The sequence below is a fragment of the Thermostichus sp. OS-CIW-32 genome, from assembly GCF_054060415.1.
In genome coordinates, this window is the sequence record NZ_JBSSDD010000008.1 from 73,028 (window position 1) to 98,429 (window position 25,402).

General features: G+C 55.5%; 22 protein-coding genes. 12 read left to right on the plus strand and 10 right to left on the minus strand.

Translation table 11 applies throughout. The features are described 5' to 3' along the window. Window positions 1-212: 212 nt before the first annotated feature. The 6 genes from ACVWY8_RS10150 to ACVWY8_RS10175 form a co-directional block, all read right to left on the minus strand. Window positions 213-1,271, minus strand: a complete 1,059-nt coding sequence (locus ACVWY8_RS10150) for an ATP-grasp domain-containing protein (RefSeq protein WP_414350608.1) — start codon at window positions 1,269-1,271, stop codon at window positions 213-215. 39 nt (window positions 1,272-1,310) lie between these two features. Next, complete coding sequence (locus tag ACVWY8_RS10155) at window positions 1,311-2,042, minus strand: alpha/beta hydrolase-fold protein (RefSeq protein ID WP_457394501.1); 732 nt, start codon at window positions 2,040-2,042, stop codon at window positions 1,311-1,313. A 153-nt stretch (window positions 2,043-2,195) separates the two neighbouring features. Further along, window positions 2,196-2,849 carry an LON peptidase substrate-binding domain-containing protein gene (locus ACVWY8_RS10160; protein WP_011432147.1) on the minus strand — a complete coding sequence of 218 codons (654 nt, stop codon included), beginning with the start codon at window positions 2,847-2,849 and terminating at the stop codon, window positions 2,196-2,198. 95 nt (window positions 2,850-2,944) lie between these two features. Then, window positions 2,945-3,493 carry a crossover junction endodeoxyribonuclease RuvC gene (gene ruvC / locus ACVWY8_RS10165; protein WP_457394499.1) on the minus strand — a complete coding sequence of 183 codons (549 nt, stop codon included), beginning with the start codon at window positions 3,491-3,493 and terminating at the stop codon, window positions 2,945-2,947. Then, window positions 3,468-3,986 (minus strand): CDP-diacylglycerol--glycerol-3-phosphate 3-phosphatidyltransferase, encoded by a 519-nt coding sequence (gene pgsA / locus ACVWY8_RS10170; RefSeq protein WP_414329287.1) that lies wholly within the window; start codon window positions 3,984-3,986, stop codon window positions 3,468-3,470. The genes ruvC and pgsA overlap by 26 nt, the downstream gene beginning before the upstream one ends. 78 nt (window positions 3,987-4,064) lie before the next feature. Beyond that, window positions 4,065-5,000 carry a nucleoside hydrolase gene (locus ACVWY8_RS10175; protein WP_011432144.1) on the minus strand — a complete coding sequence of 312 codons (936 nt, stop codon included), beginning with the start codon at window positions 4,998-5,000 and terminating at the stop codon, window positions 4,065-4,067. 121 nt (window positions 5,001-5,121) lie between these two features. Here ACVWY8_RS10175 and ACVWY8_RS10180 point away from each other — a divergent pair, with 121 nt between their 5' ends. The 9 genes from ACVWY8_RS10180 (at window position 5,122) to ACVWY8_RS10220 (ending at window position 15,025) form a co-directional block, all read left to right on the plus strand. Continuing rightward, complete coding sequence (locus ACVWY8_RS10180; RefSeq protein ID WP_457394496.1) at window positions 5,122-6,126, plus strand: circadian clock protein KaiA; 1,005 nt, start codon at window positions 5,122-5,124, stop codon at window positions 6,124-6,126. Window positions 6,127-6,128: 2 nt separating this feature from the next. Beyond that, on the plus strand, window positions 6,129-6,431 hold the full coding sequence (gene kaiB, locus ACVWY8_RS10185; protein ID WP_457394493.1) for a circadian clock protein KaiB: 303 nt from the start codon (window positions 6,129-6,131) through the stop codon (window positions 6,429-6,431). 28 nt (window positions 6,432-6,459) lie between these two features. Further along, window positions 6,460-8,085, plus strand: a complete 1,626-nt coding sequence (kaiC, locus tag ACVWY8_RS10190) for a circadian clock protein KaiC (protein ID WP_011432142.1) — start codon at window positions 6,460-6,462, stop codon at window positions 8,083-8,085. 219 nt (window positions 8,086-8,304) lie between these two features. Continuing rightward, window positions 8,305-9,423 (plus strand): type IV pilus biogenesis protein PilM, encoded by a 1,119-nt coding sequence (gene pilM / locus ACVWY8_RS10195; RefSeq protein WP_457397067.1) that lies wholly within the window; start codon window positions 8,305-8,307, stop codon window positions 9,421-9,423. Window positions 9,424-9,483: 60 nt separating this feature from the next. Beyond that, window positions 9,484-10,191 (plus strand): PilN domain-containing protein, encoded by a 708-nt coding sequence (locus ACVWY8_RS10200; protein ID WP_457394487.1) that lies wholly within the window; start codon window positions 9,484-9,486, stop codon window positions 10,189-10,191. Continuing rightward, window positions 10,191-10,892 carry a hypothetical protein gene (locus ACVWY8_RS10205; protein WP_414350594.1) on the plus strand — a complete coding sequence of 234 codons (702 nt, stop codon included), beginning with the start codon at window positions 10,191-10,193 and terminating at the stop codon, window positions 10,890-10,892. Before ACVWY8_RS10200 ends, ACVWY8_RS10205 begins: the two co-directional genes overlap by 1 nt. A gap of 364 nt (window positions 10,893-11,256) precedes the next feature. Beyond that, entirely contained in the window at window positions 11,257-13,305 is a 2,049-nt protein-coding gene (locus ACVWY8_RS10210; RefSeq protein WP_457397069.1) for an AMIN domain-containing protein, read from the plus strand. A gap of 76 nt (window positions 13,306-13,381) precedes the next feature. After that, the gene (locus ACVWY8_RS10215) at window positions 13,382-14,563 is read left to right on the plus strand and encodes an Ig-like domain-containing protein (RefSeq protein ID WP_457397070.1); all 1,182 of its coding nucleotides are present in this window, start codon (window positions 13,382-13,384) and stop codon (window positions 14,561-14,563) included. 84 nt (window positions 14,564-14,647) lie between these two features. Beyond that, window positions 14,648-15,025 carry a hypothetical protein gene (locus tag ACVWY8_RS10220; protein WP_414329093.1) on the plus strand — a complete coding sequence of 126 codons (378 nt, stop codon included), beginning with the start codon at window positions 14,648-14,650 and terminating at the stop codon, window positions 15,023-15,025. Between the two features lie 177 nt (window positions 15,026-15,202). Here the strand turns inward: ACVWY8_RS10220 and ACVWY8_RS10225 are convergent, their stop codons facing one another. After that, window positions 15,203-15,769, minus strand: coding sequence for a DUF2854 domain-containing protein (locus tag ACVWY8_RS10225; protein WP_414423555.1), 567 nt, complete (start codon window positions 15,767-15,769; stop codon window positions 15,203-15,205). A 122-nt stretch (window positions 15,770-15,891) separates the two neighbouring features. Between ACVWY8_RS10225 and ACVWY8_RS10230 the strand changes: the two genes are divergently transcribed. Then, window positions 15,892-17,433 (plus strand): aminotransferase class I/II-fold pyridoxal phosphate-dependent enzyme, encoded by a 1,542-nt coding sequence (locus tag ACVWY8_RS10230; protein ID WP_457394482.1) that lies wholly within the window; start codon window positions 15,892-15,894, stop codon window positions 17,431-17,433. Window positions 17,434-17,449: 16 nt separating this feature from the next. On the opposite strand, the gene ACVWY8_RS10235 is transcribed toward ACVWY8_RS10230, so the two are convergent. Further along, on the minus strand, window positions 17,450-18,892 hold the full coding sequence (locus ACVWY8_RS10235) for a hemolysin family protein (RefSeq protein ID WP_457394479.1): 1,443 nt from the start codon (window positions 18,890-18,892) through the stop codon (window positions 17,450-17,452). Window positions 18,893-19,156: 264 nt separating this feature from the next. Beyond that, window positions 19,157-19,387, minus strand: a complete 231-nt coding sequence (locus ACVWY8_RS10240; protein ID WP_414413623.1) for a PepSY domain-containing protein — start codon at window positions 19,385-19,387, stop codon at window positions 19,157-19,159. A 406-nt stretch (window positions 19,388-19,793) separates the two neighbouring features. Here ACVWY8_RS10240 and ACVWY8_RS10245 point away from each other — a divergent pair, with 406 nt between their 5' ends. Beyond that, window positions 19,794-20,714 (plus strand): branched-chain amino acid transaminase, encoded by a 921-nt coding sequence (locus tag ACVWY8_RS10245; protein ID WP_011432133.1) that lies wholly within the window; start codon window positions 19,794-19,796, stop codon window positions 20,712-20,714. A 65-nt stretch (window positions 20,715-20,779) separates the two neighbouring features. Further along, window positions 20,780-21,298: a phosphoribosyltransferase gene (locus ACVWY8_RS10250; protein WP_414329088.1), complete on the plus strand. Its 519-nt coding sequence runs from the start codon at window positions 20,780-20,782 to the stop codon at window positions 21,296-21,298. A gap of 207 nt (window positions 21,299-21,505) precedes the next feature. Here the strand turns inward: ACVWY8_RS10250 and ACVWY8_RS10255 are convergent, their stop codons facing one another. After that, window positions 21,506-25,285, minus strand: coding sequence for an FkbM family methyltransferase (locus ACVWY8_RS10255; RefSeq protein WP_457394476.1), 3,780 nt, complete (start codon window positions 25,283-25,285; stop codon window positions 21,506-21,508). Between the last annotated feature and the right edge of the window lie 117 nt (window positions 25,286-25,402).

Consider the following 25,402-nt stretch of genomic DNA (forward strand, 5'->3'; position numbering starts at 1 on the left):
TGCAATTGCCTCAGCTTGGCCGGGAAAAGGCCCCCAATGCTCTTGCCGACTCAAGAGGGGATCCCACGCCGCCAAATGCAGCACCTGGCAGGATCCCTGCGCCTGCTTGATTATGGACCACCCTGAAGCGGGGTCGGAAACCACGCTGCTGCTCCTTTGCCCGTCCACAACTTCTCCGGCGGAAAACCACACTTTTGGGTTCTGGTTTGATTTTAATCGGGATCCCTGGGCTCGTAGTAACGGTTGGCCAAATCCAGAGCCATCTGAAACTTCTGCTCGCGGGTGAGGTCAGCCCGTCGGGCAATGTGAGCAAAGCGGTTGATATCTGGGGGCAGGAAGTCGAAAGGACGCTGTTCCCGCACGATGTCCAAGACCAAATCGCAAAGGGCCTGCTGGTAATCGTTGTAGAAGATCTCTCCCAAAGCCTTGAGCCGTCCATCGGGCACCGGATTGTTAAAGTCGATGGCCTGGAGCTCTCCCTGCTCGTCGATAAATAGCTCCACCGAGTTCATTTCATAGCCCAAAACTCGATTGATAATCCGACAGGTATTGATGACTTTCTGGCCCATTTCCGGCGTGAGAAATTCTGGATCAAACAGATATTCGCTGGCATCGAACTTGCGAAAGATATACTTGATCGGAATGATCTTTCGGCCAATGCAGAGGGCGCGAATCTGCCAAGGGTAAGGGGTTTTGACCTTCTCTTGGATCATCATCACCTGAGATCCAGAGCGGTCGTAAAAATAGAGGAGCTGCTCCATGTTGTGGGCTATTTCTACTCCAATGGCCTCTCGCCCCTCCGCCGGCTTAATCACAATTGGCCAGCCCAGATCTTCCGCCATCCCCTGCCAATCGAAAAACTTGTGATACTTAAAGTCCTCTGCTTTCAATGCAGGGGCTTCTTTAGGGGGCAGAATGTAAGTTTTGGGGATGGAGATCCCCAGCTCTTTGACCACCATGTAGGCAGCATCTTTGTTGCGCAGGTAGTAATAAAAGCTAAAGGGGTTGTTGATGAGGTAAACCCCCCGAAAGGCAAAGCCCATGAATAGGCCGATGGCTTGGGGGTAAAGGTAGCTGAAGCGATCCAGGATCAAGCGATACTTGGTGCGGTAATCCAGGTTCACCTCATGAATGGTGACGTGTTCGGCCCGGATCTTGTAAGTTTGGCCGTTGCGAGCTTGAACAGGGGGAAGTGCGTTGAGGCGAGCCAGAGTATCGTCCCCGAAAGGCTCGCTGAAGTGCAGGCTGCCAACCCAATAGTCTTCAATCATCAAAGCTCTCTCGTCAAAAGCTATTCCCTGCAAGGGATCCTACGCGAAGGCGCGGATTTGCGCTTGCCAAGTGGGCCAATCGTGATTCCCCTCCCATACCTCCAGTTGATGGGGGATGTTGTTGCGGCTAAGCACTTCTGCCAGGCGCAGATTGTCGCTGAGGCAGTGGTCGTGGCGAGCGGTGAGCAGCTTCAGCTCGGTGTTGCGCCCGCCCAAGTGATCCCAGAGTTGCCGGCTCATGTTGGACATATAGGCCAGCGGGTTGATGAAATACAGCTCCTGCTCTGCCCGTTGGGGATCCCAGCCGGTGATGGAGCCGAGAGCGGCCACATCGTAGGGCCCCCCCAGGGCCAAGCAACGGCGCACCAAGCCGGGATGCCGACAGGTGAGGTTGACAGCATGGGTAGCTCCCAGGGAAAACCCAGCCACCACCAGAAACTCATTTTGCGCCTCGGCCTTGGCGTAGGGGATCAGCTCTTCTACCCAGTGCTGCTCCAACAACAGCCAACGATCCCGACGTTGGGGCAAGTCCAGCTCGCGGTTGAAAAAGGTCTCCCAATCCAGGGTTTCCACGCAAAAAGCCTGCAAATAGCCCTGTTCCAGATGATGGCTGAGGCTGGCAATAATGCCGCGATCTTCCACGTCAAAAAAACGCCCGTTGCTGGTGGGCAGACAGATCAGCGGGTAGCCGTGATGCCCAAAGTGGAGCATCTCCATTTCCCGGCCCAAGATCTGAGAGGGAAAGCGCAAGTAGCGGCGAGCGTAGGCCATGAAAAGCGGGGAAGGGATCCTCAAGAAATACCCAACCTTTCCGGGGGAAGCATTCTGCTCTGCCTGGTCGAGCAAGGCAAAGGGCACTCTCTGGAAAGGTCCACAAGAGCCACCAGAACAGATGGGAGCAGACCTGACCAACTGACAGGAACCTCAGGAAATTTCCGTGAACAGATCCTTGAGGGCCGTGCGGGCGGCCAAGTGCTTGCGGGTGGACTCGAGAATTTCGGCTTCCCGGCGCAGCCGCCTTTCGGTACTGACCATTTCCAGCAGAGCTTGCTGCTCTTGGGGGGCCCCATGGAAGTGGCTAGCCACCCAGTAGGACAGTTCTATGGGGGTGGTGGGGAGCTGCTCCGGCAACTGTGCATCCCGCTCCATTAGCTTGCCCGAGAGACGCACCACATCTTGAAGGAGAGTGGTAACCTGGCGCACCCAGCTCTGCAGGTCATCGGAAGGGGTGGTCGGCTCATCCTCAATCCATTCCACCAGCCCCACCCGGAAGGGTTTTTCCCGCACGTAATCCAAGACGCGGAAGCGCTGCTGCCCCAAGGTCAAAATGTCCATGCGGTCATCCGGCAATCGCTGCACCTGCAACACCTCAGCACAACAGCCCACCCGCACTGGGGATCCCGTCTGGGGATTGAACATCAGCACCCCAAAGCGGCGATCCGTCTCCAGAATGGTGTTGATCATCATGCGGTAGCGGTACTCGAAAATGTGCAGCGGCAGAGGTCGGCCCGGAAACAGCACCACCTCCGGCAAGGGAAACAGCGGTAGCTCGCGAACATCCACGGAAGAAGAAGGCATAGGGCTTGTGCTTCTCGCTGTACTGAGTCTAGCCCATCTTTATTGGCCAATCTTTATCTCTGCTAAAGGTAGGGGATTGACAGGGAGGGGATCCCTCAAGAGAAGCGGTGGTGCCAGACTGTGATGGCAATCGCCAAGGCATCGGCGGCATCATCCGGGCGGGGCAAGCTGGGCAGGTTGAGTTCCCGGGCCACGGCAGCTTGTACAGCCTGCTTGTCGGCGCGTCCGTAGCCTGTCAAACTTTGCTTGACTTGGGCGGGCGTAAACTCCACCGGCAACAGATGATGCTGGGCCAAGGTGAGCAGGATCACGCCACGGGCTTGGGCGATGGCAATGGTATTGCCCATTTTGTAGAAAAAAAGTTTTTCCAGCCCCACCTGATGCGGGCGCAGTTGGCGCAGCAACTGGCTCAAATCCTCGTGCAGCGTTTGCAGCCGCTCCGGCATCGAGTGTTGGCTGGGGGTGCTGATCACCCCATAATCCACAGGTTTCAACCCCGCAGATCCCGCCAGAATGCAACCAAAACCCATGGTTCCCAGACCTGGATCTAGGCCGAGGATGCGCTGCTCAGGTGGGGTGTCTCCTCTGTCGGCGAGGGGCGGGGGGATCTGACAAGGGCTATGGCCTGCCGGGTGACTGCGCATGATGGGGATGATCGGTGTGCAGGTAGGTCAGGCCCGAGATCAGGGTGAGAACCACCGCCACCCAAAAACAAGGGATCCCTCCCGGCCACCCCAAAATCAGCAAAGCAATGGCCAGGATTTGGGTTACCGTCTTGGCTTTGCCCCAGAAATTGGCACCGCGGATTTGGCTTTGGTTGACCCGCCAGCCGGCGATGGCCAGCTCCCGCCCCACCAGCAAAAACACGCCCCAAGCGGGGATCCGCCCCAGTTCCAGCAGGCCCAGCAGCGGCGCCAACACCAGCAGCTTATCCACCAGAGGATCCAAAAACTTGCCCATATCGGTTACCAAGCCATAACGGCGGGCCAAATGGCCATCCAGCCAATCGGTTGCTGCCGCCAGCAAAAAAGCCCAGAGGGCCAACCTCTCCCCCAGTGGGGATCGCAGGCTCAGCCCCAGCAAAACAAAAGGGATCCCTGCCAGCCGCAGCAGGGTGACGGCGGTGGGCAGGTTCACCCACTCCAGCTTGGCACGTTGGACGGCGCTGGGATTCTCCACCTTCGGATCTGGCCTCAAGGATCAGAACTATCAGAATTATCGGTAACGGCCCAGGCGCTCGGTGAGCAGGTGGTAAAACCCCTGGGCATCCACCCCAAAAGCCACCTGAACATTGGCGAGGCGACCACTGGATCCCCAGCGATCCACCACCGTCCGGCCCAGGTTCAAGGGGCTAGCCGTTTCCACCTCGACGTAGCAGGGCTTGAGCTCGAACAACTGCGGCTGTAACAGATAGGCAATCACACAAGGGTCGTGCAATGGCCCTCCCGGTAGCCCGTAGCGTTCTACGTCGACCTTACCGTAAAAGGTGAGCATATTGGCCACCGTCTGCCCAACGCGGGTGCCCAGGGCGCGGATGCGCTCAATCCGCTCCGGCGTGCTGAGGACCTGTTGGGTGACGTGCAAGCCCAGCATCACCACCTCCGGGATCCCGGCGCTGAGCACGATCTGGGCGGCGTGGGGATCGGTGAGGATGTTGAACTCGGCTGCCGGGGTAACATTCCCCTCAAAGGCGGATCCCCCCATAAACACCAGCCGCTGGATGCGCTCCACAATCCGAGGCTGCTGCACCAGGGCCACTGCCAAGTTGGTCATCGGGCCCAGCAAAGCCAAGGTAACCGGCTCAGGGGCAGCCATCAGGGTTTCAATCAGATACTCCACCGCATGCTGGGATCCCAAAGGCATCTGGGGCTCCGGCAGATCCGCTCCGTCGATCCCGGTTTTGCCATGCACCTGCTCGGCGGTTTCCAGAGGGCGCAAGAGAGGTCGGGGGCAGCCGGCATACACCCCCATCTGCGGCTGACCGGCCAATTCACAGATCTGTCGAGCATTGCGGCTGGTTTTGTCCAAGGAGACATTGCCAGCCACCGTGGTAATGCCCAGCAATTGCAGCTCTTCTGGCGACGCCATAGCCAGCAGCAGAGCCACCGCATCGTCTTGGCCAGGGTCACAGTCGATGATCAGGGGCACCATAGGGATCTCGGCAGCAGCTCACTCACCCCTAGTTTAGGTTTTTCTCCCGCTCTTTTCCTCTGGCCGGTGAGCGCGGATCCCGGTCAGATTTAAGATAGGAAATATATCTTCATCCTTTGTCTTGTTGCCTGACACCCATCCACTGCGCATCAACCTGTTGCTGGATTGGGAGCCGCCAGCAGGAGAGCCCCTAGCTTGCGAGGACTGGCTACCCCCTGAACGCTTTGTTGTCGAGTGTTTTCAGGATCAAGCTACCTTCCTAGAGGCTCTCAGAAAACAAGACGGCCATGTCGATTGCTTGGTGCTCCTGGTGGATCCCACTCGGCTGCAAGAGCTGCACGATCTGGGCAATCAGCTCTGCGCGTGGGGACTGCTGCTGCCGACGGTGTTGGCGATTGTGCTGGAAGAATCCCACCTGCAAAAGGAAACACCGGAGACGGAAGGAGAGATCCCTGCCACCTCATCTTTGGTGAAAGCATTGCTCAAGCGAGAGCAGTTTTTCTACCACAACGCCACCCTCGTCCGTCCCATTTCGCCACAGGAGCTGAAGGGGCAGGTGCGGGCCGACTGTACCGCTTCGGGATCCCCTTCCGTCTTGGAGCTGCTGGTGGATCGGGCCATCGCCTTGTTTCTGCAGATGTCTCCCACTTGCGGCCTCCCGCAGGGCCCAGTGCATCCCAGCGATCAGCCCTACCTGGCCTACAGCAACCAACAACAGCGACGGCTGGCGGAGAAATTGCGAGAACGGCTGAGCTATGCCGGAGTGTACTATCATCGTGACCCGGAGCTGTTTTATCGCCGCCTTCCGCCCCACGAGCAGCGAGCTTTGATGCAACGGCTGCGCGGCCTTTACCAGGCGATTGTCCTGGAATACTTTCAGTCTCCCGAAACCGCCAATGCCCGCATCGATGAACTGGTGGCCTTGGCCTTTTTTGCCGATATCGGCGCTGCTCAACTGCTGGAGCTGCACATGAACTTGATGGAAGACTTTGCCAAACAATTGAAACTGGAAGGCCGCAGCGAAGAGATCCTGCTGGATTACCGCCTTACCCTGATCGATGTGATGGCCCACCTGAGCGAAATGTACCGCCGCTCCATTCCCAAAACCGCTCCAAGGGATCCTTAGATATGTCCACTCGCAAAGCCTATGTTCTCAAGCTCTACGTGGCGGGCAACACCCCCAATTCTCTGCGTGCCCTCAGCACCTTGCAAGACATCTTGGAAAAGGAGTTCCGCGGCGTGTACACCCTGAAGGTGATCGATGTCTTGAAAAATCCGCAACTGGCAGAGGAAGATAAGATCTCGGCAACGCCGACCTTGGCCAAAATCCTGCCGCCACCGGTGCGGAAGATTATTGGCGATCTGTCCAACCGCGAGAAAGTGCTCATCGGCCTGGATCTGCTCTACGAAGAATTGGACGAAGAGGCTTGAGACAGGCTGCAGGAGCAAGGAGAGTGGGATGAACCAGTCATTGGGGCCTTCTGAGCCAGAAAAGCCACAAGATAACACCGCAGAGGACTCCACCGAACCAACCCCAGACAACCACCGGGCGGATCTCTCAGAGCTGCGAGGGATCCCCAAAAAACAGACGGGCATTGAGGGCTTTGAAGACATCAGTCACGGTGGGCTACCCCTGGGACGCACCACCTTGGTCAGCGGCACCTCCGGCACCGGCAAAACCCTGTTTGCCATGCAGTTCCTTTACAACGGCATCGTGAAGTATCAAGAGCCGGGGATCTTCGTCACCTTTGAGGAAACCCCCGCCGATATCATTCGCAATGCCTCCAGCTTTGGCTGGGATCTGCAGGCCCTCATCGACAGGGGCCAACTGTTTATCCTGGACGCTTCCCCCGATCCCGAAGGCTATGAGGTGAGCGGCAATTTCGATTTGTCGGCCCTCATCGAGCGCATTCAGTACGCCATTCGCAAATACAAAGCCAAGCGGGTCTCCATCGACTCGGTGACGGCCATCTTTCAGCAGTACGACCCTGCCGGTGTGGTGCGGCGGGAGCTGTTCCGCCTGACGGCCCGCCTCAAGCAGGCCAACGTCACCACCGTCATGACCACGGAGCGCACCGACGAGTACGGTCCCATCGCCCGCTACGGTGTGGAAGAATTCGTCTCCGACAACGTGGTGATCCTGCGCAACATCCTGGAAGGAGAGAAACGGCGGCGCACCATCGAGATCTTGAAGCTGCGGGGCACCACCCACATGAAGGGGGAATATCCCTTCACCATCACCAATGACGGGATCAACATCTTCCCCCTGGGAGCCATGCAACTGACGCAGCGCTCCTCCAACGTGCGGGTCTCCTCCGGCATCGAGAAGCTGGACGAAATGTGCGGCGGCGGCTTCTTCAAAGACTCGATTATTTTGGCCACCGGCGCCACCGGCACGGGCAAAACCTCGCTGGTGAGCAAATTCCTGGAGCGGGGCTGCCTGGATGGGGAACGCTGCATTCTCTTTGCCTACGAAGAGTCGCGGGCGCAGCTGTCCCGCAACGCCTCCTCCTGGGGCATTGACCTGGAAGAGTTCGAGCGGCAGGGCCTCCTCAAGATCATCTGCGCCTACCCAGAATCTGCCGGCCTGGAAGACCACCTGCAGAAGATCAAAACCGAGATGATGGCCTTCAAGCCCTCCCGCATGGCCATCGACTCTCTGTCAGCCCTGGCGCGGGGAGTGAGCCAAAATGCCTTCCGCCAGTTTGTAATCGGGGTAACTGGCCTGGCCAAGCAGGAGGAGATCACCGGCTTTTTCACCAACACCACCGACCAATTCATGGGATCCCATTCCATCACCGAATCCCATATTTCCACCATCACTGACACGATCATCCTGCTGCAATACGTGGAGATCCGCGGAGAAATGGCCCGCGCCCTCAACGTCTTCAAAATGCGGGGATCCTGGCACGACAAAGGGATCCGCGAGTACCTGATCTCCAATGCGGGCATCCAAATCCGCGATTCCTTCCGGGGCTACGAGCGCATCATCAGCGGATCCCCGACTCGCATCAATGTGGATGAGAAAAACGAGCTCTCCCGGATTGTGCAAAACGTTCAGGCCCTAGAGGAAGAAGGGTTGTGAGCGGTTACAACAGTTCCGTGAGTGGGCGCGGCAACAGACCCGTTGAGTCAAGCGAATTTCCAACACCGCTCAACACCGCGCAAGCCCTGCACTTGCGGCTGGCAGGGAGGGATCGGCCCAGACAAGGATTTCCCCGCGGCCAATGGCGAACAGTGGTAACCCACCTACAAATTGGGTAGTATGCCTCTAGCAGTAGCGCAAAGGGCGGGGTTTCCCGGCGTGTTTAGTTTTTTTGGTGGTTCCAAAACCCGAACCATGCTTGGGGTGGACATCAACCCCGAGCGCATCGCCGTTGCCCAACTGAAAAAGCAGGGCAATGGTAGCTATCGTCTGGCCCACTACCACAGCGTGGACATGCCGGAAGGGGCGATGGTCGAAGGACGCATCCTCGATCCGAGCACAGTTGGCTTGATCCTGATGAATTTGCTCAATGAAAACAAAGTGCCCACCAACCTGCCGGCAGCCACAGCAGTGCCCGTAAGGGAGGCCATCGTTCGTCTCATTCGCCTGCCTGCCGACCTACCTGCCGATGAGCTGCGCCGGGTGGTTTTGGAGCAGGAGGCCGAACTTTACATTCCCTATCCGCGGGATCAGGCGGATGTCGACTACCAGCCCTTGGGTCTCGATCTTTCCCAGGATGGCATTGAGCGCATCGAAGTCTTGCTGGTGGCCATCCCCAAAGAGGTGGTGGACAACTACCTGGAGGTGCTGCAGGTGGCCAACTTGCAGGTGCGCTGTGTGGAGCTGGCCAGCTTCTCCCTCATTCGCACCATCCGCGATCAGCTAACCCAGTACGGCCCCCAAGAGGCCGTGTTGCTCAGCTCCATCGGCTACGACAGCAGCGAGATCAGCATTTTGGTGAACGGGATCCCGCAATTTACCCGCACCGTCAACATCGGCACCATCCACATGCGGCAGGTGCTGGCCCAATCCCTGAATCTGCCGCTTAGCCGCACCGGCGACCTGTTGCGAACTCTGAGGTTACCCTTGATCAACCCCACCGATATTTTGGCCACGGGAGAACAGCCAGCGCCCAGCAATCCCGGTGTAGCAGCAGTAACGCGCGTTGTCTCCGATTTGGCGGATGAACTGAAGCGCTCCATCGACTTCTTTACGAGCACAGAAAGCAGCTCGCCTGTGGTGAAAGTACTGCTGGCCGGAACTGGGGCAAGCATCGGCCAAATCGACGGCTTCTTATCTCAGTCGTTGAGCGTGGCGGTGGAGTTGGCGGATCCCTTTGGCAACATTGTCGTGCCGGATTCAGTGGAACTGCCCCTGGAGGAACGCCCAGCAATGGGAGTGGCCCTGGGGTTGGCGTTACGGGAAGACACCAAGTAGCGGCAGCAGGCAGCGCAAGCTCGCCCAACCGATGGAATAGCGCACAAGGCGGTTAAAGAGATGTACACACCGGAGATCAATTTCCTCAAAGAAAGGCCGGATGTCCTCACCACAGCTCGAACAAGTGGGGGAGCAGTAGCCGCGACTGGGGCCGCAGAGGGATCCCAGAATTGGATCCCGGCCATTGGCCTGGGGGTTGCTGTTGCTGCTGTAGCGATGGGAGCTTTTTGGTATTTCCAAGACAGCTTTTCCCGCCAGAGAGAAACCTTGAGGGCGGAGCGGGCTCGCCTTGACAGTGAGCTCAGCACAGCCAATGCTGAGTTGTCCCAGCTGCAGAATGCCAATCAAGAGCTGCAAACCATTCGCGCCCAAACGGAAGGGTTCCGCTCCTTTCTGGGATCCGTCCAGCCTTGGTCGGCCATCTTGGAAGAGCTGCGGCGCAAGATCCCCGGCCAGGGGGTATGGATAACCAACATCAGCGCTTCCGGGGATACCGTCAATATCCAAGGAGGGGCGCTGGACTTTCCCCTGGTGAACGACTTTTTGCTCACCCTGCTGGATTCCAACTTTGTTACCAGCGCCGTCCTGAACAGCAGCTCCCGGGTGGACGGCACAGACCTAACCGAGCCCAGCGTTACCTACGGCATAACCGTAACCATCCGTACCCTGGGGGATCCTGACCCAGAATTTACCCGCGAGCTGGAGCAGCGGGGAGCGATAGGCTTGGTTGAAAAGATCCGCATTTTGCGTCGAGTGGAGGCGAACTGATGACTGGATCGGTTGAAGGTTTTCCCGACGAACAACTGGTGGTTCCCCCGGCAGGGCCGCCGGTACTGCTGGGCGTGGAGCTGACCCCCATTCGAATTGGTCTTTTAATCGGGATCACAGGGCTAGGCGCGGCGGGGTTTCTGGCCTTCACCCAACTTCGCCCCTTGATCGAGGAGGTACAGGCTTTGGAAAGGGAGGTAGCCAACAAAACCACCCAGTTGCAGGACATAAAGAGCCAGATTGCCAGTTTGCAAGATGTGCCCAATCAGGTCGAGAGAGCTCGCGTGGAGCGGGAACAGATCAGTGCCCTGCTCTCCACCCCCGAGAATGCCGACACGCAACTGCTGGATCTCAACCGGCTGGTGCAGGGGCAGCCCAACAGCGAGCTGCGCAGCTTTAGCCCTTCTCCACTGACTCCAGCGTCTTCGGCCAATCCGGAAGTGCCTGGGATCATCGCTCCCGCCATCCAAGTGCAGACCACCCGTGTCGCTCTGCGTGGCCCCTATACGGAGCTGATCAATCTGATGGGAGATATAGAACGTCTGCGCACGCTGTTCCGGGTGAGCAACATCAGCTTAAATCCTGTTCAAGACACAGGGGAACTGGACGCTGCTTTTGATTTGATTGCCTACATCTACAACAAAGACGTTCCGTTGGGCACTGCTCCTCCACCTGAAGGGCAAACGGCACCTGGTCAGTAGCCCAGCCATGCCTTGACTCAGGGGGGGATCCTGCCAGTGCGGGATCCCCTCTGGTTTTCAGAAGACGGGAACAACCGCCGGTTCAGCACGGATAGTGTTGCCGAATCGAAGATCTGGGAAAAATTGCTCCCGAAACAGCTACAGGTAGTGGCAAAGTCCGAGATTTCGGCTTTGATTAGGGAAGCACGGGGTGAACGAGGCCAAAGGCACCCGTGGCGAGGTGAAGCAAGAATACGACTGGGTGAAGGAGTGAGCTGTGAGGATGATGAACCGTCGAGTTGCTTATGGGTGTGCGTTGGGCTTGATCCTGTCCCTGCCCCCATTGGCCTTAGAAAGCCGGGTCAATGAGGCAGCCGCTCAACAGTTGACCTCCGCAAACCCGCAACGCCTCAGCCGCATCACAGATATCCGCCTGGTGCCCAACGGCAACCGCATGCAGTTGGAGATCAACACCGAAGGGGGCGCTCGCCCACAGGTGTTCTTTACCCAGCAGGGACAATCTTGGATCGGGGACATCACCAATGCTCAATTGAGCGGAAGCCAGGGCCGCTATCGCCAAGAGTCTCCCCTGCCGGGGGTGCGCTTCATTGAGGCCCGCCAGTTGAGCAACGACAGCGTGCGGATAGAAATAGCCGGTGTGGCCGCAGCTCCCCAAGGCTTGCTGGCTCGGCGCAGCCCGACGCAGTTGGTCTTCGACTTTGAGGGCCTACCCTCTGCTCCACCGGCCCCCCTAGCGGCGGTTCCCCCTCAACCCTCGTCCAACCCAGTAGCGCCCGGCCAACCGGCGTCACTAAACCGACCTCAGCCCGTGGCTCCTGCTCCTCAGCCCGCAGCTCCTGCCCCTGCCTCCCAACCGGTCGCTCAAAACCCTGCCCCTCCGCAGACAGCTCAAGCGGCTCCTCCTGCACCTGCTGTTCCTGCTGCACCCGTGATTTCTCAGGTGCCTTCTGTAGGCCAGCTTAACCAACCTCAGCTGCCTTCGAGAGCTACTGATCCCAGTGCGTCTCCGTTTCAAGGTCGAGCAGTGGCTCCTCCGGCCGGAGATCTTGCTGTCGGCAATATTATTCCGGCTCCCCCTCCAGTTGACTTGGGTTCAAATGCCACAATTACCTTAACCCTCAAGGATGCCCCTGTGGGTGATGTGTTGAGTCTGCTGGTGCGTCGAGCTGGACTGAACGTAGTTCTCAATGACGTCCCTCCAGACCTGACGATTTCCTTAGATGTGGCTGATTCACCTCTACAAGAAACATTTAACTTTATTTTGCGCCTGAAGGAACTTCAAGCATCTCGTTCAGGGCAAACGGTTTTTATCGGCACTACACTCCCTGGAGTTAGCCAGCAGATTGTCAAAACCTATAGACTCAATCAACTGAGAATCGAAGAAACAGAGCAAACTTTTGTCTTTAACGCTTCGGGAACTGCAGGGGGAGGAGGAACAGTTGAAATCAATGCTAGGCAACTAAGTATTACTCCGAGTGAAATCAGAAATAGAATCCAGGGAATCTTGGAAGCATCAAACATTCCTTTGGATCAACAGTCGGCAATTCAGGCAGATCCAAGAACAAATTCGCTAACTATTGTTGCCACACCTACCCAGCATGATGTAATTGCAGCATATCTTGCCCAAATTGATCTAAGAAGTCGGCAGGTCTTAATTAGTGCTAGGTTTATTGAAATCAATCTCAATAACAACTCTGATCTGGGAGTTGCATTAGGCGGTGCTTCTGGCAACTTTGCGCTGGGATCCGGAGACAACACCGTCTTTGGTGGAACTCCTCTTAACCAACCTGCTGGATCCTCAGTTCCTAACGTTGGTTCGGTTCCGGCTCCAGCAACTGGGGGCTCACTTGTATTTAATACTTTAAACCGGCTCCAGCAGTCTCTTGCAGCTCGTATAGATGCATCTATTGCTTCGGGGACAGCTAAGATATTGGCCGATCCAAAAGTAGTCGTTGCCAACAACACCGGTGCGGCTGTTGTGGTTGGCCAAGAAGTCATTACCAACAGGAGAATACAAACGGATCCCGCAACAGGCCAGTCAGTAGTTGTTTTCGAGAAGGGAAACGCAGGAGTTAACTTGCTTATTCAAAATGTTAGGATTGACGATAATGGCTATGTTACGTTAAATCTCATTCCTCAGATTTCATCCATCGGTAGCCAAGTTACTTTGGCAGATGGCACCGTAATTAGCTTGCTGAACCAGCGTTCTGTTGGAACTTTGCAAACCAGACTGAAAGACAGAGAAACCCTATTTTTGGGAGGCTTGATACGAGAGGAGGATCGAGTATCTGTTGACAGGGTTCCACTGCTTTCTGAGATTCCTCTGCTGGGTTCTCTTTTTCGTAGGCAAAATACGATAAATGAGAGAACTGAAATTGTAGTCCTAATTACGCCGACAATTTTGGAGGACTGAAGGAAAATCTTTATCGCTGCAAGCCGCTTTCTTCCTGTTGAGCTAGTTACCTTCCTATAAAGACATCTTGGTTTAAATGCTAAGGTCAAGCTTTTCTTGCCGATTTTGGTTGAGACTGGGATCCCTGCTGCTGAGCTTGGCTCTGGCTGGGGCGCTGGCTTCGATTGACACAGGGTGGTCGCAAACCCATCGCCTTTCTCTACCAGTCCAGGGTCAGAGCTATCCACAGCTAGTCGAGCAATCACGTCCTCTGGTTTGGCGAGCTTTGGCGCAACAATTCCAAGCGCAACCGCAGCCGGAGCAGATCACCTTGGAGGTACTGGGACAAGCCGGGGATCGGCAAGCCCCTCTATTTACCGTGCGAATGCCTCGCAGCGTTTGGCAGCAAAACCCCTCCCCCGCTCAATTGGAGCAGCATACCATTTTCTATCCTGATGCGTTGGCTCTTTTACAGCCGCGAGCACCGCTGCAGCAAGCCCAGGTAAAATCTACTGCTCCCTTTGCAAATGGAATTACATTGGTCTCCAGCAATCCTTCCAATGGCCAAAGAGGGATCCCAATTGACCAAAATATCCATCTGCGTTTTGATCGACAGCTTCCAGCCGGAATAACAGGTCTAGCCTTCGGGATCCAGCCCCCTGTGGAGGTGGCCTTTGACATTCAGGGAAACGAGCTGATCTTTCAGCCTTTACAGCTACTCAGCTACAGCACAGATTACAGAATACTCTTGCCTGCAGCCAAAGAGCTGGATTTACAAAAGCCCATAGAATTGACTTTCCGCACCGAGCCTCAGTACAGTTACCAGCGAGATATTAAGCCCTTGCTAGAAGCCAGTTGTGTAGGTTGTCATCAGCAGGCCGGTCGGATGCGGCGCAGCCCTTTAGATAGTTATGCTGCGGTGATGCGTTATGTAACGCCGGGATCGGAAAATAGCGAGTTGCTCAAACCGCGTTGGTTAGCTCGTCATGCTGTCATCCAGCGAGCTGCAGGGATCCGTTTGAATGGGGGGGGAGTGGATGCCCTGAGTTTGTTGTCGCAGGGCAGGGAAGGAGCTGAACCTACGCCCAGGGTTCCTGTGAGTGATCCCCAGGGAGAGTCTCCCGGATCTTTTATCGGACGCAGTGGATCCCCAGAATTGGCCTATATTCGTCGCAACGGCACCGGCATGGATCGCCTAGGTCACTTGAGCGCTGATGAAATTCAAATCCTGCGTACCTGGATTATTCAGGATCAAGCGGCTGAGGCCCATAAGAGTTAGCCTGATGGGCTGGAGAGTCTTTACCAACAAAGATCCCTTGCTCGTTTGTTTACTTTAAGATTAGGAACCTACGAGATCAATTTGATGACAACCCCCACAGAGGATCGGCTAGACCGGATTGAGCGTGTTGTAGAAGTTTTGGTGAACCAGCAGAGGGAAGTGCTGGGGCGCGTCGATGGGTTGTCTCACCGGGTGGATAGCTTGACTGAGCAGGTGGATAACCTCACGGATCGAGTAGACAACCTGACTAACCGAGTAGATAGCCTGACCGACAGGGTGGATAACCTCTCCCAAAGTGTCAGCAAACTTTCCGCCGATGTCGATAAGTTGGGCTTCAAGTTCGACACTGCTCAATCGGTTGGGGAGCGGCTAGAGCGGCTGGCAACCAGCTTGATCGCAGGAGCCACGATTAGCATTATTGCCGGGGTTATCCTTGTGCTGCTCAGAGAGGGATCCCGTTAATTCTTTCCCGCCCCCTCGATGGAAAAAAATAGGGATCCCAGCCAATGGGATCCCTGGTTATCCTTCCTCTAGTGTTTCAGTCCTCAACACACCTTCCCTATGAGATGCTCTGATTCTAAGAGCCGACCCGTGAAAAAGTCGTGAAACTGACAGATGAGGTGGAAGGTTAAGCCTTGCTCAGGTGGTCAGGGATCCACCTCGGGCAACAAGCGCCAATTCCACCTGATTTTCTTGGGGCTGCCCCAGTTGCACCTCCACATCTCGGCCAAAGAAGCCTTGCATTTTTTTCTGGTAGCTTTCCTGCCATTGTTGGAAGGGAACCTTGGGGGAATCGAACAGAAGCACCAAGGTATACCGGCCATCTCGCAGCTCTTCTCTGTACCCTCTCACCTTGGGCAGATCTGCTTCTAGGGGGCCGCGCAGACCCAGAAACTCCAGGGCATCTTCCAGGTGGGCATTGGCCCCGTAGCTATATTTGGTGATATCGGCGCGGACTTGCTTTTGAATTTCCGTGGCCTGCTGGGCGCGGGCTTGGATCACCTCGAGAGAAGGGGCGGCCAGGGCAGGTACCGGCTTGAGTTCCACTACCTTCATGGTTATCCCTCCCAACAGCAAGGGGATCCCGGCAAACAGGCCGATGAGATTGAGGGTGGGATCGTTGTAGTGGGCAAAGCCCCAAGCCGTGGCGGCAACGCCGGCCAGCAACACGAGAGTGCTCAGGGGGAAGGGCAGTTTTTCAAACATACAGGAGAGGAAGAAAGGCCACCTGAAAACCCAGGCTAGCAGGAAAAGCGCCAGCGGTGGACTTAGCCTCCATTGGGATGGATAATCACAAAATGCCCACCTGGTGTGTTGAGGAGTGGTCTGTGGTTCTGTCCAATCTGTCCAAAACCTCTCGTTGCTTGCGCTCGCTGGATCGCAAAGCCCAAGAGCGAGCACCTCTGTTTGAGGCCATCCGCCACTATTGCAGCTTGGATAAGGCTCCTTTTCACACGCCAGGCCACAAACAGGGACGTGGGATCCCTGCCGATCTGCAAGCCTTTCTGGGAGAGAACGTCTTCCGGGCGGATCTGACCGAGTTGCCAGAGGTGGACAACCTCCACGATCCCGATGGGGTGATCCGGGAGGCCCAGGAGCTGGCGGCAGCAGCTTATGGAGCGGATCGCAGTTGGTTTTTGGTCAACGGTTCCACCTGCGGCGTGGAAACGCTGGTGATGGCGGTGTGCGATCCGGGAGACAAGATCCTCTTGCCGCGCAACTGCCACAAGTCCGCCATTGCCGGGGTGATCCTCTCTGGGGCGGTGCCGGCCTATATCGAGCCGGATTTTGACCCGGAGCTGGGCATTGCCCACGGGATTACCCCAGCCGGTTTGGAGGGGGCCTTGGCGGAGCATCCCGATGCCAAAGGCGTTTTGGTAGTCAGCCCCACCTACTACGGGGTCTGCTGCGATGTGCAGGCTTTGGCCTCCATCGCCCATGCCCACGGCCTGCCGCTGCTGGTGGACGAGGCCCACGGGCCCCACTTTGGGTTTCATCCGCAATTGCCCATCTCGGCCCTAGAAGCCGGTGCGGATCTGGTGGTGCAGTCCACCCACAAGGTGATCTCCGGCATGACCCAGGCCTCGATGCTGCACCTCAAGGGATCCCGTATCGACCCCAACCGGGTGCGCAACATTCTGCAACTGCTGCAATCGACCAGTCCCAGCTATGTGCTGATGATGTCGCTGGATGTGGCACGGCGGCAGATGGCCTTAGAAGGGGAAGCCCTGCTGGGCCAAGCCTTGGCTTTGGCAGATCAAGCCCGCGCCCGTCTCAACCGCATCCCCGGCTTGCGCTGTTTTGGCCCAGAGCGTATCGGCTCCACCCCTGGTTTTTTCGATTTCGACCGCACCCGTCTCACGGTAACGGTGACAGAGCTGGGGTTGTTCGGCTTCGACGCTCACGACTGGGTTAACGATCACTTCCACGTGCAGCCGGAGATGTCCACCCTGCACAATGTGGTCTTCATTGTCAGCATCGGCAATACCCAGCGAGACATTGACCGCCTGGTGGAAAGTTTCGCCGCCCTGTCGCAACATTTTCAGGGATCCCGCCCATCCAGAGCGGCAATGGAAAAAATGCAGCGGCTGGCACAACTGCCCCGTCCTTGCTTGCCACCACAACGGCTATCACCCCGGGAGGCTTTTTTTGCTCCCATTCAGCGGGTGCCTTTCCAAGAAGCAGTGGGCCATATCTGCGCCGAGATCATCTCCCCCTATCCACCTGGGATCCCGATTTTGGTGCCGGGAGAAGAGGTGACTCAAGAGGCGGTGGACTATCTGCTGTTGGTGCATGAGGCAGGCGGCTTTATCAACGGCCCAGAGGATGTGCGCCTGCAGACCCTGAAAGTGGTCAAGGCAAGGACCTAATGCTCTCCTAGCGGGCTTATGGACGGGTTTTTGCCGTTTGCGCTGGGGGGAGCAGCGGTAGGGAGTTTGCCGGGGTGCCGGGGCGGCGGGCTACCTTCACCCGATCCACCCGTGGCCCCTCCATGCGCACCACCTGAAACTCCATGTCTTGGTAGGTGAACTTTTCCCCAGCACGCGGGATCTTCTGCATGTGGTAGATCAAAAAGCCCCCCAGCGTTTGGTAATCCTCGTGCAGAGGCAGGTTGAGGCCACAGCGCTCGTTGATCTCTTCAATATCTAGCTGAGCCTGGATGAGCAAGGTATTTTCGTCAAGTTCTTGGATGTCCGGCTCCTTGGTGTTGGGATCCGGGCCATCGGAGAGCTTGCCGACAATCTCCTCCACCAAGTCTTGAACGGTAATCAGGCCCGCCGTGCCGCCAAACTCATCCACCACCACCACCATCGGCCAGTGGTGCTGCCTCATTTCGGGCAACAGTTCGGCAATCGGCTTGTTCTCCGGCTCAAAGTGGGCCTCGCGGATGAAGTTGGTGATGGGGCTGTGCAAATCTATGGATCCCTTGGCCAGCTCCCCAATGACTTCCTTGACGTGGATCAGCCCGCGGATGTCATCCAAAGACTCGCCGTAGACCGGGTAACGGGAGTGTCCTGATTCGGCCACCTCGGCCAGCACCTCTTGCACCGTTGCAGTTTCTGGCACCGCGTCGATGCTGGTACGCGGGATCATCACCTCGCTAGCTACCGTCTCGCCAAACTCGAAGATGTTGCTCAACAGCTCTCGCTCTTCCGCCTCAATGTTGCCCGACTCCACCGACGAGGCGATCAGCAGTTGCAGCTCCTCCACCGTCATGGTGCTGTAAAAGGAGCTGGCCTCCGGAATCTGGACTCCCAAAAGCCGCAGCACACACCGAGAGGAAAAGCGGGGCAGCTCTACAAAAGGTCTTAGGATACGGCTGACCAAACGATTGAGCCAGGCCAGTTGCAGCGCAATCGGCTCGGAATAGAGGATGGCCAGAGTCTTGGGGATCAGCTCCCCTACCACGATCTGAAAATAGGTGAGCAGCGAAAACACCAACACCACTGCCACCCCTCGAACAAGGGCCGGATCCAGGTTCTGAAGCCAAGCCAACTGCCTCAAGGCCAGAAACAGCGTCGGCGCCACTTGCGTAGCCCCGATCCAGCCCAACAACACACTGGCCAGGGTAATGCCCAACTGGGTGGTGGAGAGGGCATATTCCAGTTGCTCTTGGGCTTTTTGCACAAGAGCTGCCTGCCGGTTCCCTTCGCTGGCCAACTGCACCATCCGGGAGCGCCGCGCCGATACCAAGGAAAACTCGACTGCGACAAAGAAAGCGTTGATGACCAGAAGACCGATGACCCAAAGGAGACTAAGCGACGCATCTCCCCACGAAAGCTCGGTGTTGGGGAAAGCAGCCGTCGAGGCTAAAGGGGGGTCGTCCATCAGGGGGAGCAGCAAGACGGATAGACAGCATTCTAGCTCAGCCTGACCCCACCACCTGTCCCTAGCCAGCTGTCGAACCGGCTTCAGCCATCAGGCAGCTACCGTGTAGACGCTTTCCCCATGCCCAAAAGGAAAGGGATCCCTGACCTTTGCACAACCCAGCTTTCGCAGTTCTCAAGGTCGCTACTTTTTCATCAAGCAGTAGCAGCTACAGCCTTTTCCGGCAACGCTCACCCCCGCCTAGGCAAGGGCACCTCCTGAGTGCTAGTCGTCGATATCGACAATATTGCCGGTAGTGGCGTCGATCTTAACTTCAATATCGTTGGTAAATTTCACTTCCCAAACTAGGCGCCCATCTTCGCGCTCCAACTCAACTTCTTTAATCACGGCATTGGGCACGGCAGATCGAGCGATCCGAATGGCTTCCTCAATGGGGATACCCAGAGCAAAAGATTGGGCAAAAGCAGCCCTCCGGCTCCCACCCGTCGACAGCATCGGGCTAGCGGGGGACAAAATGCCAAGCAAAAGTAAGGCAGCAATTGAAAGTTTTGCAGGCTTTATTTACAGCTGCTTGAGCAACCACCTCCTTACCCTACCACCCTGAGACTCAAGAAGCCTTGCCACAAGGAGCATTGCTGCCTTCACAAGGAGTTCATCCCCCTTGCGTCATAGGGTGTAGTTGCTCGGCCCCTCTTCAGCTACGAACTGTTTGCTTCTCCAATCCAACCCTCTCGGAAACTGACTGGCTAAACAACGCTGCTGCGGGGGAGGAATACCTCTACGCCTATCCCGCGTGCTGCTACTACAGGCAGGGAAGTCATGCTGACGTTGGAGCTCCCGGCGCTGCACGAATCGGTGATAATATTCCTACCTCTCATTCCTACCCCGGTGGGTGCCGACCATGCCAGATTTTCTGCCCTACGCCTACTTTCAGGGCCAGATTGTCCCCTTTGCTGAGGCGAAGATCTCCATTGCCACCCATGCTCTGCACTACGGGACAGCGGCGTTCGGCGGCCTACGCGGGATCCCTGATCCGCAAAACCCGGATCAAGTTCTGGTGTTCCGTCTGGATCGCCATTGCCGACGACTGAGTCAAAGCGCCCGCCTGCTCTGTTTTGATCTCCCTGCTGAACGGATTGAGCAGGTGATCGTCGAGCTGATCCGAAAAAACCGTCCCTCCACGTCTTTCTACATCCGCCCCTTGGTGTACACCTCCGACCTAGGCATCTCGCCGCGGCTGCACAACATTGAGAAAGACTTTTTCGTGTACGGCTTGGAACTGGGGGACTACCTCTCGCCAGAGGGAGTCAGTTGCCGCATCAGCTCTTGGGCCCGGCAAGAGGATCGCAGCCTACCATTGCGGGGCAAGATCACCGGCGCCTACATCACTTCCTCTTTGGCCAAAACCGAGGCGGCGCAGGCTGGCTATGACGAGGCCATTTTGATGAACTCCCAGGGCAAAGTGAGCGAAGCCTCGGGCATGAACATCTTCATCGTGCGCAATGGCGTGCTGATTACCCCCAGCTTCGACCAAGATATCTTGGAAGGGATCACCCGCGACAGCGTCCTCACTCTGGCCCGCGACCTGGGGATCCCTACCCAAGAACGGCCCGTTGACAAATCGGAGCTATTGATTGCTGACGAGGCCTTTTTAACCGGCACTGCTGCCAAGATCACCCCCATTCGCCAGATCGAGCAGTACGTCCTGCCCCCCTCCCGCCCCATCACCGAGCAGTTGCGGCAGAAGCTGACGGCAATTACCGAAAATCGGGATCCCGTCTATGCCCATTGGGTGAAGGTGATCCCTCTGAAAGAAAGCTAGTCCCTAGTCGAGGGGAGAAGCGTCATTATTAAACTGAGCACTCTAGATGGGTAGAGGGGGATCCCTTGCACGAAATTTCCATTACCTGGGCCGACTACCACCGCAAAATCGAGGAGTTGGCCGTCAAAGTCTACGAAAGCGGGTGGGAATTTAACCAAATCGTCTGTATTGCCAAGGGGGGGCTGCGCATCGGCGATACCTTGGCCCGTCTTTTCGACCTGCCCCTGGCTATTCTCTCAGCCTCTTCCTACTCTGGGCCCGGTAACCGCCAGCGGGGGCAACTGACCTTCTCGCGGGATCTAGCCATGACCACCGCCAACCTGGGCAGCCACGTGCTGTTGGTGGACGATCTGGCAGACTCTGGCATGACCCTAAAGCGCTCTGTCCACTGGCTCAAGCACCACTACGGCTTCTACATCGAGGAGATCCGCACCGGCGTACTGTGGTACAAGGCCGCCTCCGTCTATCAACCCGACTACTATGTGGACTATTTGCCGGATAACCCTTGGATCCACCAGCCCTTTGAGCCCTACGAGCAGATGACGCCCCAGCAGCTGATGCAGTTGCTACGCTCTTCCGGTTAGTTGAATTTGCTCAAATTGGCTTGCTCGCCGCGCCTACAGGGTCAGCGTCAGTCGGAGTTCTCGGCATGAGCTGTCTACTTACGATTGCCCATCCCTACTGCAAGCCTTGTTTACCAGAAAGGTGAAATAACCTATAGGACGGGAGCCACTCCGCACAGCTAAGTTTCTTGTGCATGGTATGCGAAAGAGCGAAACTCAGGCTCAGATCTAAACCGACATCATATCTGCAACTTTTCCTAGATCTGAGGGATGGATTGCAATAGTGTTTGAGGCAGCAATGGGGTATTGCTGAGGCTTTACTCTGGTTAGCTTATTCAGAAAACGGTTGTATGTATAAAACTCGTACCCCAAAAGTTCCAGTACTTTAGCTGTAGCAGTTCCAATGGGGCTACGCTTGTTCTCAAAAATGATGACAGGGTGGCTGGCGCTAAGCAACTCTTTACCGCCTGAAATCACTCGATCTTCTGCACTTTCTGCATCGATCTTGATGAGATCAATCTGGGGTTCACCTTTCGAGCGCCAGACGGAGTCCAAGGTAACAAGGTTCACAATTTTTCCATCATCGTTTGGTTCCCGTTCTGACATCTGCTTCGGATCATCGACAGAATTGAAGACACTAGCTCTTTCTTCCCTTAGCTGAATAGTGCCTTCATGATCCCCAGCGGCAGCTTCGATAAGGAAGACAACATCTTCTAAGGAGCTAGCACTTATTGTTTTTTGCATACACCGAACACAGGAAGCTGTAGGTTCAATTGCAATCACGCTTCCTGTAGGACCTACCCGATGTGCAGCAAGGAAAGTGTATACCCCAACATTTGCCCCTACGTCGATTACATTCATCCCTTGTCTTAAAAAGTGCTTGCAGAAGCTAATCTCATCCTCAAACCATTCTCCTTGAGTAAGTAGGACGCGGGTGACGATACTCGAGAACGAAGGCTCGAGGGAGAATCTGCAATTTTCGTAGTCAAAGTAAAGATCGGGCTGCGCAGGGGAAGAAGCTGTTTTCACTTGAGGTACAACCTCCCACATTGCAATTTGCTTGACCAGACTTGCTTGTTGATGGGTTGGGTCAAGGCCAAGTATGTGGTTGACTGGTATTAGCCCTTCTATCTTTTTCTGCGAGAGAAGCTCAATCGCTACCGCCAGAGCTGCTTGTCTATCATCTGGGTTTATCGAATAAGCTAGGTTCCAAAATCGCATGGCTTCTGGGCTGTACACGACCCCAACGTGAGCAGCCATCCACTTGGCTAGATAGTATAGGTAACTGTATTTTGTATAAGCACCCGGATCCGCAGAACCTTCGCTTTCAACCCAGATAGGAACATCTGTCAACTGAGAAGGTTGCATACTTTGTGCTTCCGTGCATAGAAATTCTAGGAGAGCGTAGGCATCTTCAAAAGCGCGAGAGCGATCGCCCAATACCAATAGGGCATGGATTCGGTTTAGCCAACACGGAACATGATAGGGATCCCTTGCCAAGCCCCTTCGCCACAAAGACAGCGCTTCTTCCCAAGCGGATTGGTGCGTTGAAACCGAAGCATCAGCACTTAGGGATCGAATGAGCTGGATCCCAGCTTGATTCCATTCATCTGGAGTTGAGTACAAGTCGTTGGAGTGAAACGTATAAGTTTCGTGGGATTTACCTTCGAGAATGTGGAAGAAAGCAGCTTCCATGCTACGAGCGTGTTCTCTTGGATCCCAAATCACCGACCAACGGCGAGAATCCTTAATTTGCCTTTTGATCCGATTAATCCACTCTGGATCATTACCCAGTTGGATCCCGCGCTGGATAAACTCTTCTACCGACCAAGTAATGCAGTCTTCAAGACCAATATTTTTGAGCAGACTGTAGCTCATTCGGCCGTAGTAATGGCGACCTACTAAGGTAAGAACTGGCACACCCATGTAGAGAGCTTCCATAGTGTGGGTTGCACCTGTGTAGGGAAAGGTATCGAGAACAAGATCCACCAAAGCTAGTTGGCCCCGGTGCTCTTCCACGCTGCTTGCTTGAGCTAGAAAACGGACGCGATCCAAAACATCCAATTCCTTAGCTCTTTCCTGGTAACGCCTGATAACTGTGGCAATTTCCCCTGAGCCTTTGACAATTAGGATACCGTTAGGTACGGCTTTTAGAATCTGCAGGTGAGCATCAATGCATTCAGGGGTGCGCTTGTAGGCACTGGCCGCAGTTAGAAGAACAATACCTTGCGGATCGATTCTCAGCTTAGCTCTGAAATCTATCTTATCAGCGGGCAGGACGTCCAGATAGTCCACAGCACAGTAGCTAGGCAAGCGGATAATTTTTTCATGGTAATCGGCCTGTGCATCTTCAGGAAGGATATAGGGATCGGCGAAAAAGTAATCAAATTCTGGCAAACCGACAGCATCTCCGCCAAGCCAACCAATTTGGATGGGGGCAGCTCGCAAAGCTGCTACAATATTCGCATCGTGGCAGGTAATAGAGTCCATAAATATCATAATATCGATGCGATCCTCACGCGCTTGAGCAGCTACTTGAGGCGGCTTGGTTTCTCCTGGAAAAAAGCGAAAATGGAGATTTTCGTGAGAGCGAAACTTTTGATACATATTGTCACGGCCGGCTATCTCTTCGCTTTTCCACCCTTGGTAGTAGTAATAGGCAACATCCACCAAACTGCGAGATAGATTTCTTAGGGTAGCCTCGCTGAGAAAGCCAACCGAGTGCCGATGAAAGCAGCTACCCAAAAAGCCCACTCGCAACTTGCGCTCAGCTCTACCGGATCTGCAGTAATCTTGCTGATTCTTCTGCCAATATTCCGACCAAAGAAAGCCTCGCTGAGAAGCCATTAAGCTTAGGCAGTCGTTAAAGATTCTACCACCAATTTGTTGGTAATGACGAATCAGAGAGCGATCGTCAGTTAGATAACTCCAACAAAAGCAAACTCGAAATATAATGGATTTGGAAATTGTTAAGCTCTCAAGTAGATTTTCGTCATCAATTTTTAAGGACTCTAAGTTAGTTTCCCTTGACAAAATCAAGTCTATAATTTTTTGAATAACAAGGTTTATCCGTTCTGGCTGGGCAGCATGGATCAACTTTTCCAGCGATTCTGATAGAAGGGATAGACGAAGAGTAAAGTTCTCTTGCACCTGTGAGCTCTCGGCCGCCGTGATGAGAGCTTCTCCTAAAATGGAATAGCCATCACTGGTAGAGTTCTGGAAGAAGGCGCGGGCTGCCCTCTGAAAAAAGTCACCGATTAAGTCCTCTATCGTCCACAAACCTTCATAGCGCTTCGCCTGCTCGGGATCCACCGCATTGGCTAGCTGGGCCAGCAAAGCAGCAAATCCAGATCTTTGTTCCTCCGGAAGAAAGACTTGTAAAGTTGTGGCCACCTCAAAAAACAAGCTCAGGTAGCCATCGTCCCATAGCCGCGCGAGCAATTCAGTAAGGAGTGGCTCCTGAGTAATATCGAGGCTCTTCTCGCCGCCTAGGCTCTCCAGTAGGGCTTGCCCATAAAAGCCTACTGCCAGCTCGTCCTCAGCTTGCAGGGCCCGCATCAGCAAAACTTGGGTGTTGTCCCGCCGGCTTGGATCCAGCTCAAAGGCCATCTCCCGCAGCTTCAGACAAATCTGGAGAGGCTGCAGTGGACCCTGCGTGGGGCTGTTTTCCAGACGACCTGCGAGGGATAGTAACAAATCCAAGACTTTCTCCTGGGACAGGATCCCTGCCCTCACCAGAGGCGTGTAAAGCTGGTAAGCAAGGTTCAGTCGGTTGGTAGCCAAGGCCTGCTCCAGCGCCGATAGGGTAATTGCCTCTGGCTCAGAGGGGAAGGCTGGCTCATTGGCCAATGAAGATGGGGAGAGATCAAAGAAACCCCACAGGAACTCCCGCCAATCCTTTGCGTCTTGCTCTCGGTAAAAAGCAACCAACCACTCCGCAAAGGTATCGGGAGACTGCTGAAACAGTTGCTTGGCTTCTAGGATCCGGGCTTGCAGCGCAGGGTTCATAGGTTGAAGGAAGAGTGCTAGTCTTAATCTGCCATGCTGAGGCCGGCTCAGCTAAACCACTGACCTGTGTCAGGCTCATCTGGCAAAAATCCGCAATTGCGCCAGGGAGCAGGCTGT

Coding starts and splice junctions, on each gene's coding strand:
- ACVWY8_RS10150 (WP_414350608.1), bottom strand. CDS start 1,271: ATGATTGAAGACTATTGGGTTGGCAGCCTGCACTTCAGCGAGCCTTTC.
- ACVWY8_RS10155 (WP_457394501.1), bottom strand. CDS start 2,042: ATGGCCTACGCTCGCCGCTACTTGCGCTTTCCCTCTCAGATCTTGGGC.
- ACVWY8_RS10160 (WP_011432147.1), bottom strand. CDS start 2,849: ATGCCTTCTTCTTCCGTGGATGTTCGCGAGCTACCGCTGTTTCCCTTG.
- ruvC (WP_457394499.1), bottom strand. CDS start 3,493: ATGCGCAGTCACCCGGCAGGCCATAGCCCTTGTCAGATCCCCCCGCCC.
- ACVWY8_RS10175 (WP_011432144.1), bottom strand. CDS start 5,000: ATGGTGCCCCTGATCATCGACTGTGACCCTGGCCAAGACGATGCGGTG.
- kaiB (WP_457394493.1), top strand. CDS start 6,129: ATGTCCACTCGCAAAGCCTATGTTCTCAAGCTCTACGTGGCGGGCAAC.
- kaiC (WP_011432142.1), top strand. CDS start 6,460: ATGAACCAGTCATTGGGGCCTTCTGAGCCAGAAAAGCCACAAGATAAC.
- ACVWY8_RS10200 (WP_457394487.1), top strand. CDS start 9,484: ATGTACACACCGGAGATCAATTTCCTCAAAGAAAGGCCGGATGTCCTC.
- ACVWY8_RS10205 (WP_414350594.1), top strand. CDS start 10,191: ATGACTGGATCGGTTGAAGGTTTTCCCGACGAACAACTGGTGGTTCCC.
- ACVWY8_RS10215 (WP_457397070.1), top strand. CDS start 13,382: ATGCTAAGGTCAAGCTTTTCTTGCCGATTTTGGTTGAGACTGGGATCC.
- ACVWY8_RS10220 (WP_414329093.1), top strand. CDS start 14,648: ATGACAACCCCCACAGAGGATCGGCTAGACCGGATTGAGCGTGTTGTA.
- ACVWY8_RS10225 (WP_414423555.1), bottom strand. CDS start 15,769: ATGTTTGAAAAACTGCCCTTCCCCCTGAGCACTCTCGTGTTGCTGGCC.
- ACVWY8_RS10235 (WP_457394479.1), bottom strand. CDS start 18,892: ATGGACGACCCCCCTTTAGCCTCGACGGCTGCTTTCCCCAACACCGAG.
- ACVWY8_RS10240 (WP_414413623.1), bottom strand. CDS start 19,387: ATGCTGTCGACGGGTGGGAGCCGGAGGGCTGCTTTTGCCCAATCTTTT.
- ACVWY8_RS10245 (WP_011432133.1), top strand. CDS start 19,794: ATGCCAGATTTTCTGCCCTACGCCTACTTTCAGGGCCAGATTGTCCCC.
- ACVWY8_RS10255 (WP_457394476.1), bottom strand. CDS start 25,285: ATGAACCCTGCGCTGCAAGCCCGGATCCTAGAAGCCAAGCAACTGTTT.